The organism is Vibrio sp. Y176, assembly GCF_033438945.1.
On record NZ_JAWOQS010000009.1, the window covers coordinates 116,815 to 133,117 of the forward strand.

The window sequence follows — 16,303 nt, forward strand, 5'->3', positions numbered from 1 at the left end:
CGATTTTTATGAACTAAGGATGTTATATGTCTACCGAGGCCTTTTCTGTTTCGGAAATATGCCGAGAAGCGGCAGTGATGGTCAGAAGGAATCTACTCGCAATTGTTATTGCTTGTATTCCGTTGATTATCGTGCACTCAATTTTTGCTTTTATGTATCCTGAAATGACGGGGAAAGATCAAGCGAACGTTCAAGAAGGCAATGTCGCAGGATTTTATTTCGTCACAATTATTTTGTACCCACTTGTTGCCGCTATGGCGGCTGTGCGTGTGCATCGAATTTATTTAGCCGGCGATTACATGCACTCTGCGTTGGATGTATTTCGTTTGTCAGCTCGAGAATTCCGTTTCATAGGCTGGTGGATACTGTTTGGACTGATGATGATGCTCGTTATTGGTATCCCGATCTTTGTGTTGTCGTTTATCTACATTGCAGAAAGTGGTGAAGCCGACTTTGTTGCTATGGCTATTATCACAACGATTGCAAGCATTCCTGGCTATTGGGTAATGGCGCGATGGTCATTTGTGTTGCCAGCGACTGCAATGGATCATCAGCCGCGCAGTTTGCGTCGTTCGTGGAACCAGAGCAGAGCATACAACAAACAAGTATTCATTTTGATGGGACTAATTCCATTGGGTGCGGGCTTGCTCAGTCAGCTGATCTTTAGCCACTTTACGAATCTCTTTATGTTGAGCCTCGTCGGTGTGGCCTATGGTATTTTTGGCGCGTACCAGCTGGCATTGTTATCGTTGAGCTATAAAACGGTAGTGGATATCGAACGCGCTCGTTTTGATACGCCATCACAGCCACCAAAAACGGGTGAAGAATTTTCCGCTTAACCCTTTGATCGTTTTTACAAGCTACCTCCGTTTAGGAGACGGTCTGCGGCAGGTTGATACCTTCCTGCCGCTTTCGCGTTATTCACGCAAAATACCCATGCCCATTTCATGGCTGAATGAAAGGGACATTCACACGTATACTCACAACAGTACTTCTTTTTATTAAGGAACCCTACATGTCCATTTGGCAACGGGTCAATTTCACCCATCGCTTTAGTCAATTACCGTCAGCGTTCTATACGTTGGTCGAGCCACAACCCTTGGACAACACTCGCTGGGTCGCTTGGAATGGTGAGTTTGCACAGCAGTTTGGTTTACCAGAAGAGCAAAACGATGAGTTATTGGCGGTTTTTTCTGGGCTAAGTGAATTCGAACAATTTCGTCCTCTTGCGATGAAATATGCAGGCCATCAGTTTGGCGTTTACAACCCAGATTTGGGCGATGGACGTGGATTACTGTTGGCAGAAATTGAGCATCAGGATGGTACTTGGTTTGATCTTCACCTCAAAGGTGCAGGGCTAACGCCTTACTCGCGAATGGGAGATGGGCGAGCGGTATTACGCTCGACTATCCGTGAGTACCTGTGCAGTGAAGCCATGGCAGGCCTTGGGGTTCCCACGACACGTGCTCTCGGTATGATGGTCAGTGATACACCTGTTTATCGAGAAAAAACGGAATCGGGCGCTTTGTTACTTCGAATGGCTGAAACCCATGTTCGATTCGGTCACTTTGAGCATTTCTTTTACACCAACCAGTTAGCAGAGCAGAAGCTGTTGGCGGATAAGGTGATTGAGTGGCACTTTGCTGATTGTGCATCGGTGGAGAAACCATATGCCGCGATGTTTGACGCCATCGTGACTAAAACAGCCGAGATGATCGCATATTGGCAAGCTTTTGGTTTTGCGCATGGTGTGATGAATACCGATAACATGTCAATTCTTGGGCAAACTTTTGATTATGGTCCGTTTGGCTTTCTTGATGATTATGAGCCGGGATACATTTGTAATCATTCAGACTACCAGGGTCGTTACGCATTTGATCAACAGCCTAGAATTGCGCTTTGGAACCTGTCAGCACTGGCGCATGCGCTATCGCCACTCGTTGAACGAGAAGATTTAGAATCGTCGTTGAGTCAATTTGAAGTTCATTTAAGCCAGCAGTTCAGCCGCCTCATGCGTGAGAAGTTGGGCTTAAAAACCAAGATAGCGGAAGATGGGCGTTTGTTTGAAGCTATGTTTGAGCTTCTTCACCAGAGCAAAACGGACTACACTCGCTTCTTCAGAACGCTTTCAAACCTTGATAATGCGCCTTCCCAAGCCGTAATCGATTTATTTCTCGACCGAGAAGCTGCGCGAGCTTGGCTTGAACTGTACTTAGCTCGGTGTGAGCTAGAGGTTGATGAACTAGGGGGCCTGATTTCAACCGAACAGCGTTGCAAACAGATGCGTCAAGCCAATCCCAAATACATCTTGCGTAACTACTTGGCTCAGTTGGCGATTGATAAAGCGGAAGAAGGGGACTTTAGCGAATTACGCCGATTGGCCGAACTGTTAAAACGCCCATTTGATGAGCAACCCGAGTTTGATGATTACGCGAAATTGCCGCCGGAATGGGGGAAGAAAATGGAGATAAGCTGTTCTTCATAAATGGGTCATTTCCTACCCATTTATATCTTTTTCTTGGGTGGAATTCACTCGTTACACTTCGGATTTATGTTAATGGGCTTTGTTAATTTGTTGAAATACATATAAATTTTAACATGGCCCATTAATTGCTCTTTGTTGAACATCCGTACCCATCGCCTAACACCTAGTTACTCATGGACGGGATGGGATGTGATTCAACAAGGAGAATAATAATGTTTAAGCCTCTAACTCTACTATCTGTCTCTGCACTTGCTGTTACCAGTTTTAATGCTGCCGCAAATTGTGACCCGGGTGAAACGGTCATCAAGTTTAGCCATGTAACGAATGCGGACAAACACCCTAAAGGCATCGCGGCTTCGTTACTTGAAAAGCGCGTCAACGAAGAGATGAACGGTAAAGTCTGTATGCAGGTGTTTCCTAACTCAACTCTTTATGATGATGACAAAGTGTTGGAAGCGCTACTGAATGGTGATGTTCAACTCGCTGCTCCTTCTCTTTCTAAGTTTGAGAAATTCACCAAGAAGTACCGCCTTTTCGATCTCCCTTTCTTGTTCGATGATGTCGACGCGGTTGACCGTTTCCAAAACTCGGAAGCGGGTGAAAAGCTGAAAAATTCAATGAAACGTCGTGGCCTACAAGGCATTGCGTTTTGGCATAACGGCATGAAGCAAATGTCAGCCAACAAGCCGCTCATTTCTCCAACTGATGCTGAAGGACTTAAGTTCCGTGTTCAAGCGTCTGATGTACTCGTTGCTCAGTTTGAGCAGCTAGGTGCTAACCCACAAAAAATGTCGTTCAAAGAAGTTTACGGCGGCTTGCAAACTAAGGTTATTGATGGTCAAGAAAATACTTGGTCAAACATTTACGGCAAAAAATTCTTCGAAGTTCAAGATGGCATTACGGAAACGAACCACGGAATTCTGGATTACTTAGTTGTGACGTCAAACGACTTCTGGAAAAACTTACCAGATGATCAGCGCGAGCAGTTAAACACCATTATTCAAGAGGTAACTGCGCAGCGTAATGCTGAGTCAACCAAAGTAAACCTTGCGAATAAGAACAATATCATCGAAGCAGGTGGTGTGGTTCGTACTCTAACGCCAGAACAGCGCCAAGAATGGGTCACTGCACTTCAACCAGTATGGAAGAAGTTCGAAAAAGACATTGGTTCTGACCTAATCGAAGCCGCTTTGGCGTCTAACCAAAAATAATAACACCTAGCACATTTAGCCCTCTCAAACTGAGGGGGCTCTTTCCCCCTACAGACGACGTGATGTAATTATGGAACAGACTTTTTTTGCCAAGGCTGGACGAATCACCGATGCCATTGAAGAGACTTTGATTGCTTTCTTCTTGGGTGCCATGACCTTGCTGACCTTTGCCAATGTCATCTTTCGTTATGTCTTTAACGACAATATTCTTTGGGCGCTTGAGCTCACCGTTTTCATGTTCGCATGGATGGTGTTGGTTGGCGCATCTTATGGTGTGAAAAAACACTTTCATATTGGTGTCGATGTCATTATTAACATCGTTCCGGAAGGTAAGCGAAAAGCCCTGGCGCTTTTTGCAGCAATGTGTTGCTTAGCCTTCTCTATTTTGCTGTTAATTGGCGCCTGGAACTACTGGTATCCGTTCGCTACCGACCGAGCGTGGTATGAAACGGACGATATTCCGATGCCTGAAATACTCCAGTTCATGGCCGACTGGCTAAATGAGGGAGAGCGTTATGAAAAGCTGCCACGTTTTATTCCTTACTTCGCTTTGCCACTTGGAATGGCGCTACTAACGTTTAGATTTGTTCAAGTCACGTGGCAAATCGCTATTGGTAAGCTCGATCGCTTGATTGCAGGACATGAAGCGGAGGAAGAGCTCGAATCTCTTAAAGCTGAGATGAGTGACGCTGAAGACGTAATGGCTCCAAAGGCCTCGCAAGACGCTAAAAACAAGGAGCAATAAGCCATGGATATCTTATTTCTATTTTTGATGGTAATTGGCTTTATGCTGGTTGGCGTGCCAATTGCTATTTCGCTGGGCCTTTCCAGTGTTCTTTTTCTTTTAATGCATTCGGATGCCTCTTTAGCGTCAGTTGCTCAAACGCTGTTTAATGCATTCGCGGGCCACTACACGCTATTGGCTATTCCATTCTTTATATTGGCTTCAAGCTTTATGTCGACGGGTGGCGTAGCAAAGCGGATCATTCGTTTCGCCATTGCCATTGTAGGCTGGTTCCGCGGCGGTTTGGCGATGGCTTCGGTTGTAGCGTGTATGATGTTTGCCGCGTTGTCAGGTTCCTCACCTGCAACGGTTGTTGCCATAGGTAGTATTGTTATCGCAGGTATGATCAAAAACGGGTACTCAAAAGAGTTTGCCTCTGGGGTAATTTGTAACGCAGGTACGCTAGGGATTTTGATCCCACCTTCGATTGTGATGGTGGTGTATGCAGCCGCAACGGATGTTTCAGTTGGACGTATGTTCCTTGGTGGTGTGATTCCCGGTTTGCTGGCGGGTGTCATGTTGATGATCGCGATTTACATTGCCGCGAGAATCAAGAACCTTCCAAAGCAACCTTTTGTCGGTTGGAAAGAAACTTTTGATGCCGCCAAGGATGCAAGCTGGGGCTTGTTGTTGGTCGTCATCATTCTTGGTGGTATCTATGGCGGTATCTTTACGCCGACAGAAGCCGCTGCGGTTGCTGCTGTGTACTCATTCTTTATTGCTAACTTTGTATACAAAGACATGGGGCCATTTGCAGACAAGAAAAACACTAAACCTGCGCTCGTTAAAATCTTCCAAACCTTTGTTCATAAAGACACCAAACACACCCTATATGAAGCGGGCAAACTCACCATCATGCTGCTGTTCATCATTGCTAATGCCTTAATTTTGAAGCATGTTTTAACGGAAGAACGCATCCCGCAAATGATCACCGAGTCGATGCTCTCGGCTGGTCTCGGACCAATCACTTTCTTGATTGTGGTGAACGTCTTGTTGCTGATTGGTGGTCAGTTCATGGAGCCATCAGGCTTGTTGATCATTGTTGCGCCGCTCGTGTTCCCAATTGCGATTGCATTAGGTATAGACCCAATTCATTTGGGCATAATGATGGTGGTGAATATGGAGATAGGAATGATAACGCCGCCCGTGGGTCTTAACTTATTTGTGACCGCTGGTGTTGCCAAAATGTCGATGATGAACGTAGTGAAGGCAGCATTACCCTGGGTTGGAGTGATGTTCTTATTCCTAATTATCGTCACATATGTACCATGGGTTTCGACTTGGTTGCCTACTACCTTGATGGGGCCGGAGATCATTACCAAGTAATGGAAGCCAGAAAGTAGAAAGAGGTGTGAGAATTCACACCTCTTCGTCTATTGACTTGTAACAAGTTTTGCGCGGGTCTGAATTAATTCGACGTTCATAGTGTCGCCACCTCTTTTTATTTTTGCGACGCTCTTCACCGAATCTTCTCTCTTCTTGATAGCAACCGTCTACGAGCACGGTATCTGTAACAATCGGTATTCTCACTTTTTCGTTCATATCTATAACAACCATGATAAACCCGTTGTTAAAAATTATGATTCAAGTTGAATATAATGCCAGCTATTTGAACGTGTTTTATTTGTAAAGGTCTTTATTTATTTGGTAGCGCTGCATCTTGTCGTAAAGAGTTTTTCTTGGCACATTCAATTGGCACATTGTCTGTTTAATACTACCGTTGTTTTCTAATAAAGCGCCTTCAATGGCTGCTCTCTCAAACTCCGCCACTTGCTCTGCAAGGCTTGAGGAAGACTTAGCAACTGGGTTCGATTCTCCCAACTGAATTAACTTACCCAATAGCACAAAACGCTCTGCAGCATTTCTGAGTTCTCGAACATTGCCAGGCCAGTCATGGCTCATCAGTTGCGCTAGATCTTGGGGTGACAAGCTAGGTGAGCTTTTGCCATAACGTGAAGCTGCTACCAACAGAAAGTGGTGAAAGAGGGCTGGAATGTCTTCTTTTCGTTCGCGTAGTGGCGGGAGATCCAAGGTCACGACATTGAGCCGATAATAGAGGTCCTGACGGAAAGTACCTTCTTCAGCTGCGTGTTTTAAATCGACCTTTGTTGCGGCAATCACTCGAATATCTAAAGGCAATAATTCATTTGAACCGACACGCTCAATCACGCGCTCTTGTAATACCCTCAATAAACGAATTTGGGCTTGGATAGGCATCGACTCGATCTCATCCAAGAAAAGTGTGCCGCCTTGTGCAAACTCAAATTTACCGATACGACGGCTTTCGGCGCCAGTGAATGCGCCTTTTTCATGGCCGTAGAGTTCACTCTCAATTAAGTTCTCTGGAACCGCTCCACAATTTACGGCGACAAAGTTTTGGTTCCGGCGAGAGCTTTGCTCATGTAAAGAACGAGCGATTAACTCTTTCCCTGTACCGGTTTCACCAAACAACAAAATATCGGCGTCGGTATCGGCGATTTGGGTGATGGTCTCTCGTAATATTTGGATGCTAGAGGTTTCACCAATAACTCGTGGACCAAGGGTTTTACTGGCTTTAAGTGACAGGCGCAGTTTTTCATTTTCATTGGTTAGTTTGCGCTTCTCAATCGCCCGCTTAACCGTTTCAACCAAATGTTCTGGCGCAAAAGGTTTCTCAATAAAGTCGTAAGCGCCTTGATGAAGGGCTTGCACAGCCATGGAAATATCACCGTGTCCAGTGATCATGATGACGGGTAAGTTTGCATCGCGTTGAGTCAAAGTTGTCAGCATATCCATACCAGAAATGCCCGGCAAACAGATATCAGTGACCACGACGCCAGCTTCTTCTCCTTGCTGCATCGCTATTAAAGCCGATTCTGCATCCACAAAAAACTTGGCGTCGATATCCGCCAGTTCAAAGGTCTGTTCTATAGCGATTCTGAGATCGGCCTCATCATCAATAAAAAACACCTGACACATGATCTTATCCTTTTGATGGTTCAGTGTTGTAAGAAGTGATAGGTAAACACAATGAGAATCGAGCGCCGCCTTGTTCTCGATTATGGGCACATAATTTTCCATTCATACTGGCTAAGATTTGTTGCGAGATAGAGAGACCCAAACCTAAACCGTTCAGTTTAGTAGTTAGAAACGGTTCACATAAATCAGAAAGTGAGAAAGAGCCAAGCCCTGGGCCATTATCATCAACATGAATCCAAACCAAATCAGTGTGCTCATCGTGTTCTACAGATAATTCTACCTGTTTGTCTTGTTGTTCTTTGAGTGCTTCTATCGCATTAGTCAGTAAATTGACCAACACTTGCTCCAGTTGAATAATATTGATCTGCACTTCAACATCATGCTTTGGCAAATTTGTTTCTAACGTGACGCGCCCTGATTTAAATGCGGGCTTCATCAGTTCTTTTACAGAGGCAATCACAGGGAACAATCGAGATTGAGCCAACTCGTCACCACTGGTTTTTTTGGCGAAAGAGCGAAGTTGCTGACTGATATTTGCCATACGGTCAGTGAGAGCAGAAATGCGAGTGAGATTATCTTCCACTCGCTCATATTTTTCTTTTTTTAGAAACAGCTTGCCGTTCTCCGCAAAGCTACGAATTGCCGCAAGTGGATTATTCAGTTCATGGCTGATACTGGCTGACATTTGTCCTAACACCGCGAGTTTCGCTGCTTGCACCAATTCATCTTGAGTAACGCGTAAAGTTTGCTCGGTATCGATACGCTGTGCGATCTCAGCTTGCAACTCGGCAGTCCGTGCCATGACTTGATATTCCAACTTTTGATTGGCTTCTTGTTGAATTCGTTCAATTTGCAAGTGACGCTGTTGACGGTGATAGATAAGCTGACCAATTAAAAACAAAACCATGAATGCTAGAGTGAGTACAAAGATGTAACCCATGGTGAACCAAACGATCGACTGTTTAGGAGACAGCACACGAATTGTCAGTTTGAGTTCGGGAAGGGGCAGCGAAGAGACCACCAAGGTTCCTTTATTGTATGGGTAACCCTGTTTAAGCTCAGAATGCACCTCGTCCAAACTACCTACTAATCCAAGCGTTTCAATTGGCGCATCAAGATATTGTTGGCTTGCCCAAACTTGCTTTTTCTCTTTTTTTGTCAGTGGTTGTAAGCTTTTGAGTAGCCATTCACTTCGGCTACTCATGAAAACAATTCCGTATGGGTCGCTGGCGACAAAAACACTGTTAGGTTGCTGCCAGTTGTCCTCTATCTTACTTAGGTCCATCTTCACCACGACGACACCAAGTACACCGCCAGCGTATACGATGGGATAAGAATAGTAGTAGCCACGTTTACCAGATGTTGAGCCCAGTGCGTAGTATTGGCTTCGTTTACCTACAATGGCTTGTTTGAAATAAGGTCGAAATGCAAAATTTCGACCGATAAAGGAGCGCTCTTTACGCCAGTTGCTGGCCGCGATCGTTGTACCCCATTGATCGATTAAGTACGTATCCGCTGCTTCAATCACGGCATTAACGGATTCTAAATACCGATTAGTGATTTCCAGTTGCGCACTGTTGTTGGGGTGCAGAAGCGCTTGATAAAGAGGATCATCTTTAGCGAGAAGATTTGGGATATGGGCGTACTTATCGAGTTTATTTTTTATATGGCCAGAAAACTGCTCCAGCTGTGATTGGTGTTTATCAAGTAGAGATTGATAACTGGTCTGCCAAACCCAATGGCCACCGATAATTGCGGACAGGAAATAGAAAGCAAAAAATGTCAGCAGAATCCGTTTTTTTTGCGACATCCTTACACTCCTTACAACTTCCTTTGGTCACGTAAGAAAATGTTAATAGTTTGTAGGAAGGATTAGGGATTTAGTTTTCAACTCTGTGGAGTAAAACAAGAGCAAGATCTCTTTTTAGGCTTTTCGATAAAAAAACCGGTCGATTCTCTTGAAAAAGTCGCTATTGTCCCCATTCTAGATATGCTGGCGATGCTTAGACGGTGTCTGAATCGCATTTTTGAAGAAAAAATGGGTCAGCATTCGAGAATTTAGCGCAGACAATGTCCACATAGTGGCTATTGGCTCGACAGGGTTGCGACAGATCGCTAGAATGTCGCGTCTAAAAATTCTGTCCTGAGGCTAATAGGAGATACCTTTGGTTATTTTATCGAAGATATCACTGATTAGTCCGGTACTGACAACCAGTATCGATACTCGATTTTAAATTAGGTGTTCGGACAGAACACTACACAAGGATGAAGCGTAAGCTCCTCTGAGTTTCGCTCATACGCTCGGAAAACCGAGCCACTTTAGAGGTTTATATATAATGCAAGTTACTGTTGAAACGCTAGAGGGCCTAGAGCGCCGTCTAAACATTACTGTTCCAGCTGCAAACATCGAAGACGCTGTAACAGCTGAACTACGCAACATCGCTAAAAACCGTCGTTTCGATGGTTTCCGTAAGGGTAAAGTGCCTCTAAAAATGGTTGCTAAGATGTACGGCAAAGCAGTACGTCAAGACGTTCTTGGTGAAGTAATGCAACGCCACTTCATCGAAGCTATCGTTAAAGAGAAAATCAACCCAGCTGGCGCTCCAACTTTCGCTCCTGTAGAGAACAAAGAAGGTTCAGACCTAGTTTTCACTGCAACTTTTGAAGTTTACCCAGAAGTTGAGCTTAAAGGCCTAGAGAGCATCACTGTTGAAAAACCACTAACAGAAGTTAAAGATGCAGACGTAGAAGAGATGATCGATACTCTACGTAAGCAACAAGCAACTTGGGTTGAAGTTGAAGAAGCAGCAGAAGATGGCAAACGCGTAAGCATCGACTTCGTTGGTTCTATCGACGGTGAAGAGTTCGAAGGCGGTAAAGCTGAGAACTTCCCTCTAGAAATGGGTGCTGGTCGCATGATCCCTGGTTTCGAAGACGGTATCGCAGGTAAAACTGCTGGTATGGAATTCGACATCGACGTGACTTTCCCAGAAGATTACCACGCTGAAAACCTAAAAGGTAAAGCAGCTAAGTTCGCAATCAAAGTGAACAAAGTTGAAGCTCGTGAACTTCCAGAACTAAACGACGAGTTCGTTGCTAAGTTCGGTGTTGTTGAAGGTGGTGTTGAAGCACTTAAAGCTGAAGTTCGTAAGAACATGGAACGCGAACTTAAGCAAGCTGTTAAGAACCGCATCAAAGAGCAAGCGATTGACGGTCTAGTTGAGCAAAACGACATCAACGTACCATCAGCGCTTATCGAGCAAGAAATCCAAGTTCTACGTCAACAAGCTGCACAACGCTTCGGTGGTAACCCAGAAGCTGCTGCTCAGCTTCCACGTGAACTGTTCGAAGAACAAGCTAAACGTCGCGTAGTTGTTGGTCTTCTACTAGGTGAAGTAATCAAATCTGAAGAGCTAAAAGCGGACGACGAGAAAGTTAAAGCGCTAATCGAAGAAATGGCTACTGCATACGAAGATCCATCAGAAGTTATTGCTTACTACGAGCAAAACGAAGAAATGATGAACAACATGCGCAACGTAGCTCTAGAAGAGCAAGCAATCGACGCGATCATCGCTAAAGCACAGGTTTCTGAGAAAGAAGTAGGCTTCAACGAGCTACTTAACCAACAACAACCTGCTGCTTAATAAGCAATATCTTGCGTAGAAGGTTGACTTAACGTTAACTATTCTGCTAACAATGGTCCGTATGATAGTCATCATCCGGGCCATTTATTTTAGGGACATAAGAATATGAGCTACCAAGAAAAAAATGCAATGTCGCCAATTATGGACGCGCTAGTACCAATGGTGGTTGAACAAACTTCCCGAGGCGAACGTTCTTACGACATCTACTCACGTCTGCTGAAAGAGCGCGTGATTTTTTTAACGGGTCAAGTGGAAGACCACATGGCAAACCTTGTCGTGGCTCAGCTACTTTTCCTAGAATCTGAAAATCCAGATAAAGATATTTTCCTATACATCAACTCACCAGGCGGCAGCGTAACAGCAGGTATGTCTATTTACGACACCATGCAGTTCATTAAGCCAAATGTGAGCACAGTATGTATGGGTCAAGCATGTTCAATGGGTGCCTTCCTGCTTGCAGGTGGTGCGCCAGGTAAGCGTTACGTACTGCCTAACTCTCGTGTAATGATCCACCAACCATTGGGTGGTTTCCAGGGTCAAGCTTCTGATATCCAAATCCATGCTCAGGAAATCCTGACGATTAAACAGAAGCTAAACAAGTTGTTAGCAGAACATACAGGCCAACCTCTTGAAGTCATTGAGCGCGATACTGATCGTGATAACTTCATGTCATCAGAGCAGGCTGTGGAATACGGTATCGTGGATGCAGTGTTAAGCCACCGTGGCGAGTAATTTGCCAGCGCATTTTGGCAAAAATTGATATACACTCATTCATGAAGAGTAAAGGCTAAGAGGTTAGCGAATGACAGATAAAAGCAAAGAAAGTGGCAGCGGTAAATTGCTGTACTGTTCTTTCTGCGGCAAAAGTCAGCACGAAGTTCGCAAGCTAATCGCAGGTCCGTCAGTGTACATTTGCGACGAGTGTGTCGACTTATGTAACGATATTATTCGCGAAGAAATCAAGGATGTTCTCCCTAAGAAAGAATCTGAAGCGTTACCAACGCCAAAACAGATCCGTGAACACCTTGATGACTATGTGATCGGGCAAGATTACGCGAAAAAAGTGCTCGCAGTTGCGGTATATAACCACTACAAGCGTTTACGCAATGGTGATACAACGAGCGAAGGTGTGGAGCTTGGTAAGAGTAACATCCTTCTAATTGGTCCTACAGGTAGCGGTAAAACACTACTTGCGGAGACATTAGCTCGATTCTTGGATGTGCCATTTACAATGGCAGACGCGACGACACTAACCGAAGCCGGTTACGTAGGTGAAGACGTTGAAAACATCATCCAAAAGCTTCTGCAAAAATGTGATTACGATGTAGCTAAAGCGGAACGCGGCATCGTTTACATTGATGAAATTGATAAGATTTCACGCAAAGCTGAAAACCCATCTATTACGCGTGACGTATCTGGTGAAGGTGTTCAGCAGGCGCTACTAAAACTTATCGAAGGTACGGTTGCATCGGTTCCACCTCAAGGTGGTCGTAAGCATCCTCAGCAAGAATTCCTACAAGTGGACACATCTAAGATCCTGTTCATTTGTGGTGGTGCTTTTGCTGGCTTAGACAAGGTGATTGAGCAGCGTGTTGCAACAGGTACAGGTATTGGCTTTGGTGCTGAAGTTCGTTCGAAGAATGAATCGAAGACGGTAGGTGAGCTATTTACTCAAGTTGAACCTGAAGACTTAGTGAAGTACGGCCTCATTCCAGAATTCATTGGTCGTCTACCTGTAACAACAACACTGACTGAGCTTGATGAAGAAGCGTTGATTCAGATCCTATGTGAACCGAAGAACGCACTGACCAAGCAATATGCAGCATTGTTTGAGCTAGAAAACGCTGAACTTGAATTCCGTGAAGATGCGCTGCGCGCTATCGCGAAAAAAGCAATGGAGCGTAAAACAGGTGCTCGTGGCTTACGCTCGATTCTTGAAGGCGTGCTACTTGAAACCATGTACGAATTACCATCTGCAACAGACGTTAGTAAAGTCGTGATTGATGAGTCCGTCATTAATGGCGAGTCAGAGCCACTGCTTATTTACAGTAACGCAGACAATCAGGCAGCTGGAGCAGAGTAAATTCAGCCATAATGAAAAAGGAGGTAAGTAATTACCTCCTTTTTTTATTTCTCTTATTGAATCCAAACAATTAGCCCCCATATACTGCCTTAAGTAATACGTTAAACGTGAAAGCGGAAGAGAGAATTATATGAACTTGGAACGTTCCGAGCGTATCGAGATCCCGGTACTACCTCTACGTGACGTAGTGGTCTACCCACACATGGTTATTCCATTGTTTGTTGGTCGTGAGAAATCGATTAGCTGTCTAGAAACGGCGATGGAAACCAACAAACAAGTTCTTCTTGTGGCACAAAAGCAAGCGGATACTGACGAGCCTACGGTTGACGACCTATTTGACGTAGGTACGGTAGCCACCATTCTCCAGCTCTTGAAGCTTCCGGATGGCACAGTAAAAGTATTGGTCGAAGGCCAGCAGCGAGCAAAAATCAATCACTTTAAAGAGAGTGACTTCTTCCTAGCAGAAGCTGAATTTGTTGTTACGCCAGAATTGGATGAGCGTGAGCAAGAAGTGATTGTTCGCAGCGCGATTAATCAGTTTGAAGGGTTCATTAAGCTAAACAAGAAGATTCCACCAGAAGTGCTAACGTCACTTAATGGTATCGACGAAGCCGCACGCTTAGCGGATACCATTGCGGCTCATATGCCGTTAAAGTTGGTGGATAAGCAGCAAGTGCTTGAAATTGTTGACGTCACTGAGCGTCTGGAATTCCTGATGGGCCAGATGGAATCAGAGATCGACTTGCTGCAAGTTGAAAAACGAATTCGTGGTCGCGTTAAAAAGCAAATGGAAAAATCTCAGCGTGAGTACTATCTGAATGAGCAAATGAAAGCGATTCAGAAAGAACTTGGTGAGATGGAAGACGCACCAGACGAGTTCGAAACGCTACAGAAGAAGATTGACGAATCAAAAATGCCTCAAGAGGCACGTGAAAAGACAGAGCAAGAGCTGCAAAAGCTTAAGATGATGTCTCCAATGTCTGCTGAAGCAACAGTGGTTCGTAGCTACATCGATTGGATGGTCAGCGTTCCTTGGGCTAAGCGCTCAAAAGTTAAGAAAAACTTAGCGAAAGCAGAAGAGGTTCTTAATGAAGATCACTACGGTCTAGAACGCGTCAAAGAACGTATCCTTGAATACCTGGCGGTTCAAAACCGTATCAACAAGCTAAAAGGTCCTATCCTTTGTCTTGTTGGTCCTCCTGGTGTCGGTAAAACATCTCTTGGTCGTTCAATTGCTTCAGCTACAGGCCGTAAGTATGTTCGTATGGCGTTGGGTGGTGTGCGTGATGAAGCGGAAATTCGTGGTCACCGTCGTACTTATATCGGCTCATTACCAGGCAAATTGATCCAGAAGATGTCGAAGGTTGGTGTGAAGAACCCGCTGTTCTTATTGGACGAAATCGACAAAATGTCTTCCGATATGCGTGGTGATCCAGCATCGGCTCTGCTAGAAGTACTTGATCCTGAACAGAATAACTCGTTCAACGATCACTACCTAGAAGTGGATTACGATCTCTCTGACGTTATGTTTGTTGCGACATCGAACTCGATGAACATCCCGGGTCCATTGTTAGACCGTATGGAAGTTATTCGTTTATCTGGTTACACCGAAGACGAGAAGCTGAACATTGCAAAACGTCACCTTGTTGATAAACAAGTGAAGCGTAATGGCTTGAAAGCGGATGAGATCGTCATTGAAGATTCTGCGATTATTGGCATCATTCGTTACTACACGCGTGAAGCGGGTGTCCGTAACTTAGAGCGTGAGATTTCTAAGATCTGCCGTAAAGCGGTGAAGAACATCTTGCTGGATAAGGACATCAAGTCAGTAACGGTAACGATGGACAACCTAAAAGAGTACTTAGGTGTTCAACGTTTCGATTACGGTAAAGCGGATGAAAGTAACCGAATTGGTCAAGTAACTGGCCTAGCTTGGACAGAGGTGGGTGGCGATCTGTTAACGATTGAAACTCAATCAATGCCAGGTAAAGGTAAGCTGACACAAACGGGTTCTCTTGGTGATGTGATGCAAGAGTCTATCCAAGCAGCAATGACAGTGGTTCGCTCTCGTGCAGAAAAGCTAGGTATCAATACTGACTTCTACGAGAAGAAAGATATTCACGTACACGTCCCGGAAGGCGCGACACCAAAAGATGGTCCAAGTGCGGGTACAGCAATGTGTACAGCATTGGTTTCTTCTCTAACAGGCAACCCTGTGAAAGCAGAAGTAGCGATGACGGGTGAAATCACACTGCGTGGTGAGGTTCTACCTATCGGCGGCCTAAAAGAGAAGTTACTTGCGGCACACCGTGGTGGCATTAAGACAGTGCTAATTCCAAAAGATAACGAGCGTGATTTGGAAGAGATTCCTGATAATGTTATCGCGGATCTGGAAGTTATCCCTGTACAGTGGATTGATGAAGTACTGAAAGTCGCACTAGAGCGAGACCCGACGGGCGTTGAGTTTGAGTCTCAAAAATAGTGATGTGTAGCAAAAATAAGTAAAAGTTTACGCTGATAAGCCCAAAAAGGCTTGTCAGCGTTTTTTTTGGGCGCTAAGTTAGTTTCGATAGCTGCCAGCCCTTGATGAATAAGGGGTGGAGCATATTTTCTTAACAATGGAACGAAAGTCATCACAAAAATAATCACAGATGACACAAAGGGGAAATTACAGTGAATAAAACTCAGTTAGTAGAACAAATCGCAGAAAATGCAGATATTTCTAAAGCGTCAGCGGGTCGTGCTCTAGATGCATTCATCGAAGCAGTAAGCGGAACTCTTCAATCTGGTGATCAAGTCGCTCTAGTTGGCTTTGGTACATTCAGCGTTCGTACTCGTGCTGCACGTACTGGTCGTAACCCAAAAACTGGTGAAGAAATCCAAATCGCAGAAGCAAAAGTACCAGCTTTCAAAGCTGGTAAAGCACTGAAAGACGCTTGTAACTAATCACGGCGTTATTTCTGTAACCGGCCATTTGCTTAACTTTTGCTCAAACAATAAGTTTCGAACAAAAATTTACAAACTTCGAGCCGAACTTTCTTAAATTATGCGCATCATACTGATGCGCATTTCTTTTTCTGATATTATTGCGCCATTATTTCTATTAGATAGAAGCAGTAGGCTTCAATTGTGGAGAGC

Annotated in this window: 13 protein-coding genes; 10 read left to right on the top strand and 3 right to left on the bottom strand. The window is 44.6% G+C overall.

What is annotated here, in order from left to right:
- Positions 1 to 26 precede the first annotated feature (26 nt).
- From R7O13_RS19615 to R7O13_RS19635, 5 genes are all read left to right on the top strand, one after another.
- Positions 27 to 839 (top strand): sugar transporter, encoded by an 813-nt coding sequence (locus tag R7O13_RS19615; RefSeq protein ID WP_213868301.1) that lies wholly within the window; start codon positions 27 to 29, stop codon positions 837 to 839.
- 176 nt (positions 840 to 1,015) lie between these two features.
- Positions 1,016 to 2,485 carry a protein adenylyltransferase SelO gene (locus tag R7O13_RS19620; RefSeq protein ID WP_318304525.1) on the top strand — a complete coding sequence of 490 codons (1,470 nt, stop codon included), beginning with the start codon at positions 1,016 to 1,018 and terminating at the stop codon, positions 2,483 to 2,485.
- A gap of 212 nt (positions 2,486 to 2,697) precedes the next feature.
- Positions 2,698 to 3,696: a TRAP transporter substrate-binding protein gene (locus R7O13_RS19625; protein ID WP_017634784.1), complete on the top strand. Its 999-nt coding sequence runs from the start codon at positions 2,698 to 2,700 to the stop codon at positions 3,694 to 3,696.
- A 70-nt stretch (positions 3,697 to 3,766) separates the two neighbouring features.
- A complete protein-coding gene (locus R7O13_RS19630) occupies positions 3,767 to 4,441 on the top strand; it encodes a TRAP transporter small permease (protein WP_318304526.1) in 675 nt (224 codons plus the stop codon).
- A 3-nt stretch (positions 4,442 to 4,444) separates the two neighbouring features.
- On the top strand, positions 4,445 to 5,806 hold the full coding sequence (locus R7O13_RS19635) for a TRAP transporter large permease (protein ID WP_005382255.1): 1,362 nt from the start codon (positions 4,445 to 4,447) through the stop codon (positions 5,804 to 5,806).
- A gap of 33 nt (positions 5,807 to 5,839) precedes the next feature.
- On the opposite strand, the gene R7O13_RS19640 is transcribed toward R7O13_RS19635, so the two are convergent.
- The 3 genes from R7O13_RS19640 to R7O13_RS19650 form a co-directional block, all read right to left on the bottom strand.
- Positions 5,840 to 6,022 carry a hypothetical protein gene (locus tag R7O13_RS19640; RefSeq protein ID WP_021034161.1) on the bottom strand — a complete coding sequence of 61 codons (183 nt, stop codon included), beginning with the start codon at positions 6,020 to 6,022 and terminating at the stop codon, positions 5,840 to 5,842.
- 78 nt (positions 6,023 to 6,100) lie between these two features.
- Positions 6,101 to 7,438: a sigma-54-dependent transcriptional regulator gene (locus R7O13_RS19645; protein WP_005382254.1), complete on the bottom strand. Its 1,338-nt coding sequence runs from the start codon at positions 7,436 to 7,438 to the stop codon at positions 6,101 to 6,103.
- Positions 7,439 to 7,442: 4 nt separating this feature from the next.
- Positions 7,443 to 9,248, bottom strand: a complete 1,806-nt coding sequence (locus R7O13_RS19650; protein WP_053307496.1) for an ATP-binding protein — start codon at positions 9,246 to 9,248, stop codon at positions 7,443 to 7,445.
- A gap of 526 nt (positions 9,249 to 9,774) precedes the next feature.
- Between R7O13_RS19650 and tig the strand changes: the two genes are divergently transcribed.
- The 5 genes from tig (at position 9,775) to R7O13_RS19675 (ending at position 16,111) form a co-directional block, all read left to right on the top strand.
- Entirely contained in the window at positions 9,775 to 11,082 is a 1,308-nt protein-coding gene (tig, locus tag R7O13_RS19655; protein WP_005382251.1) for a trigger factor, read from the top strand.
- 105 nt (positions 11,083 to 11,187) lie between these two features.
- Complete coding sequence (clpP, locus tag R7O13_RS19660; protein ID WP_005382347.1) at positions 11,188 to 11,814, top strand: ATP-dependent Clp endopeptidase proteolytic subunit ClpP; 627 nt, start codon at positions 11,188 to 11,190, stop codon at positions 11,812 to 11,814.
- A 70-nt stretch (positions 11,815 to 11,884) separates the two neighbouring features.
- Positions 11,885 to 13,165, top strand: a complete 1,281-nt coding sequence (gene clpX, locus R7O13_RS19665; protein WP_005382345.1) for an ATP-dependent protease ATP-binding subunit ClpX — start codon at positions 11,885 to 11,887, stop codon at positions 13,163 to 13,165.
- Between the two features lie 130 nt (positions 13,166 to 13,295).
- Positions 13,296 to 15,647 carry an endopeptidase La gene (gene lon, locus R7O13_RS19670; protein WP_005382343.1) on the top strand — a complete coding sequence of 784 codons (2,352 nt, stop codon included), beginning with the start codon at positions 13,296 to 13,298 and terminating at the stop codon, positions 15,645 to 15,647.
- A 191-nt stretch (positions 15,648 to 15,838) separates the two neighbouring features.
- Positions 15,839 to 16,111 carry an HU family DNA-binding protein gene (locus R7O13_RS19675; protein WP_005382341.1) on the top strand — a complete coding sequence of 91 codons (273 nt, stop codon included), beginning with the start codon at positions 15,839 to 15,841 and terminating at the stop codon, positions 16,109 to 16,111.
- Positions 16,112 to 16,303 lie beyond the last annotated feature (192 nt).

What these genes read in the sequence shown, in the direction of transcription:
- tig (WP_005382251.1), top strand. Translation starts at nt 9,775, where the DNA reads ATGCAAGTTACTGTTGAAACGCTAGAGGGCCTAGAGCGCCGTCTAAAC.
- R7O13_RS19630 (WP_318304526.1), top strand. Translation starts at nt 3,767, where the DNA reads ATGGAACAGACTTTTTTTGCCAAGGCTGGACGAATCACCGATGCCATT.
- lon (WP_005382343.1), top strand. Translation starts at nt 13,296, where the DNA reads ATGAACTTGGAACGTTCCGAGCGTATCGAGATCCCGGTACTACCTCTA.
- R7O13_RS19635 (WP_005382255.1), top strand. Translation starts at nt 4,445, where the DNA reads ATGGATATCTTATTTCTATTTTTGATGGTAATTGGCTTTATGCTGGTT.
- R7O13_RS19645 (WP_005382254.1), bottom strand. Translation starts at nt 7,438, where the DNA reads ATGTGTCAGGTGTTTTTTATTGATGATGAGGCCGATCTCAGAATCGCT.
- clpX (WP_005382345.1), top strand. Translation starts at nt 11,885, where the DNA reads ATGACAGATAAAAGCAAAGAAAGTGGCAGCGGTAAATTGCTGTACTGT.
- R7O13_RS19615 (WP_213868301.1), top strand. Translation starts at nt 27, where the DNA reads ATGTCTACCGAGGCCTTTTCTGTTTCGGAAATATGCCGAGAAGCGGCA.
- clpP (WP_005382347.1), top strand. Translation starts at nt 11,188, where the DNA reads ATGAGCTACCAAGAAAAAAATGCAATGTCGCCAATTATGGACGCGCTA.
- R7O13_RS19620 (WP_318304525.1), top strand. Translation starts at nt 1,016, where the DNA reads ATGTCCATTTGGCAACGGGTCAATTTCACCCATCGCTTTAGTCAATTA.
- R7O13_RS19650 (WP_053307496.1), bottom strand. Translation starts at nt 9,248, where the DNA reads ATGTCGCAAAAAAAACGGATTCTGCTGACATTTTTTGCTTTCTATTTC.
- R7O13_RS19625 (WP_017634784.1), top strand. Translation starts at nt 2,698, where the DNA reads ATGTTTAAGCCTCTAACTCTACTATCTGTCTCTGCACTTGCTGTTACC.
- R7O13_RS19640 (WP_021034161.1), bottom strand. Translation starts at nt 6,022, where the DNA reads ATGAACGAAAAAGTGAGAATACCGATTGTTACAGATACCGTGCTCGTA.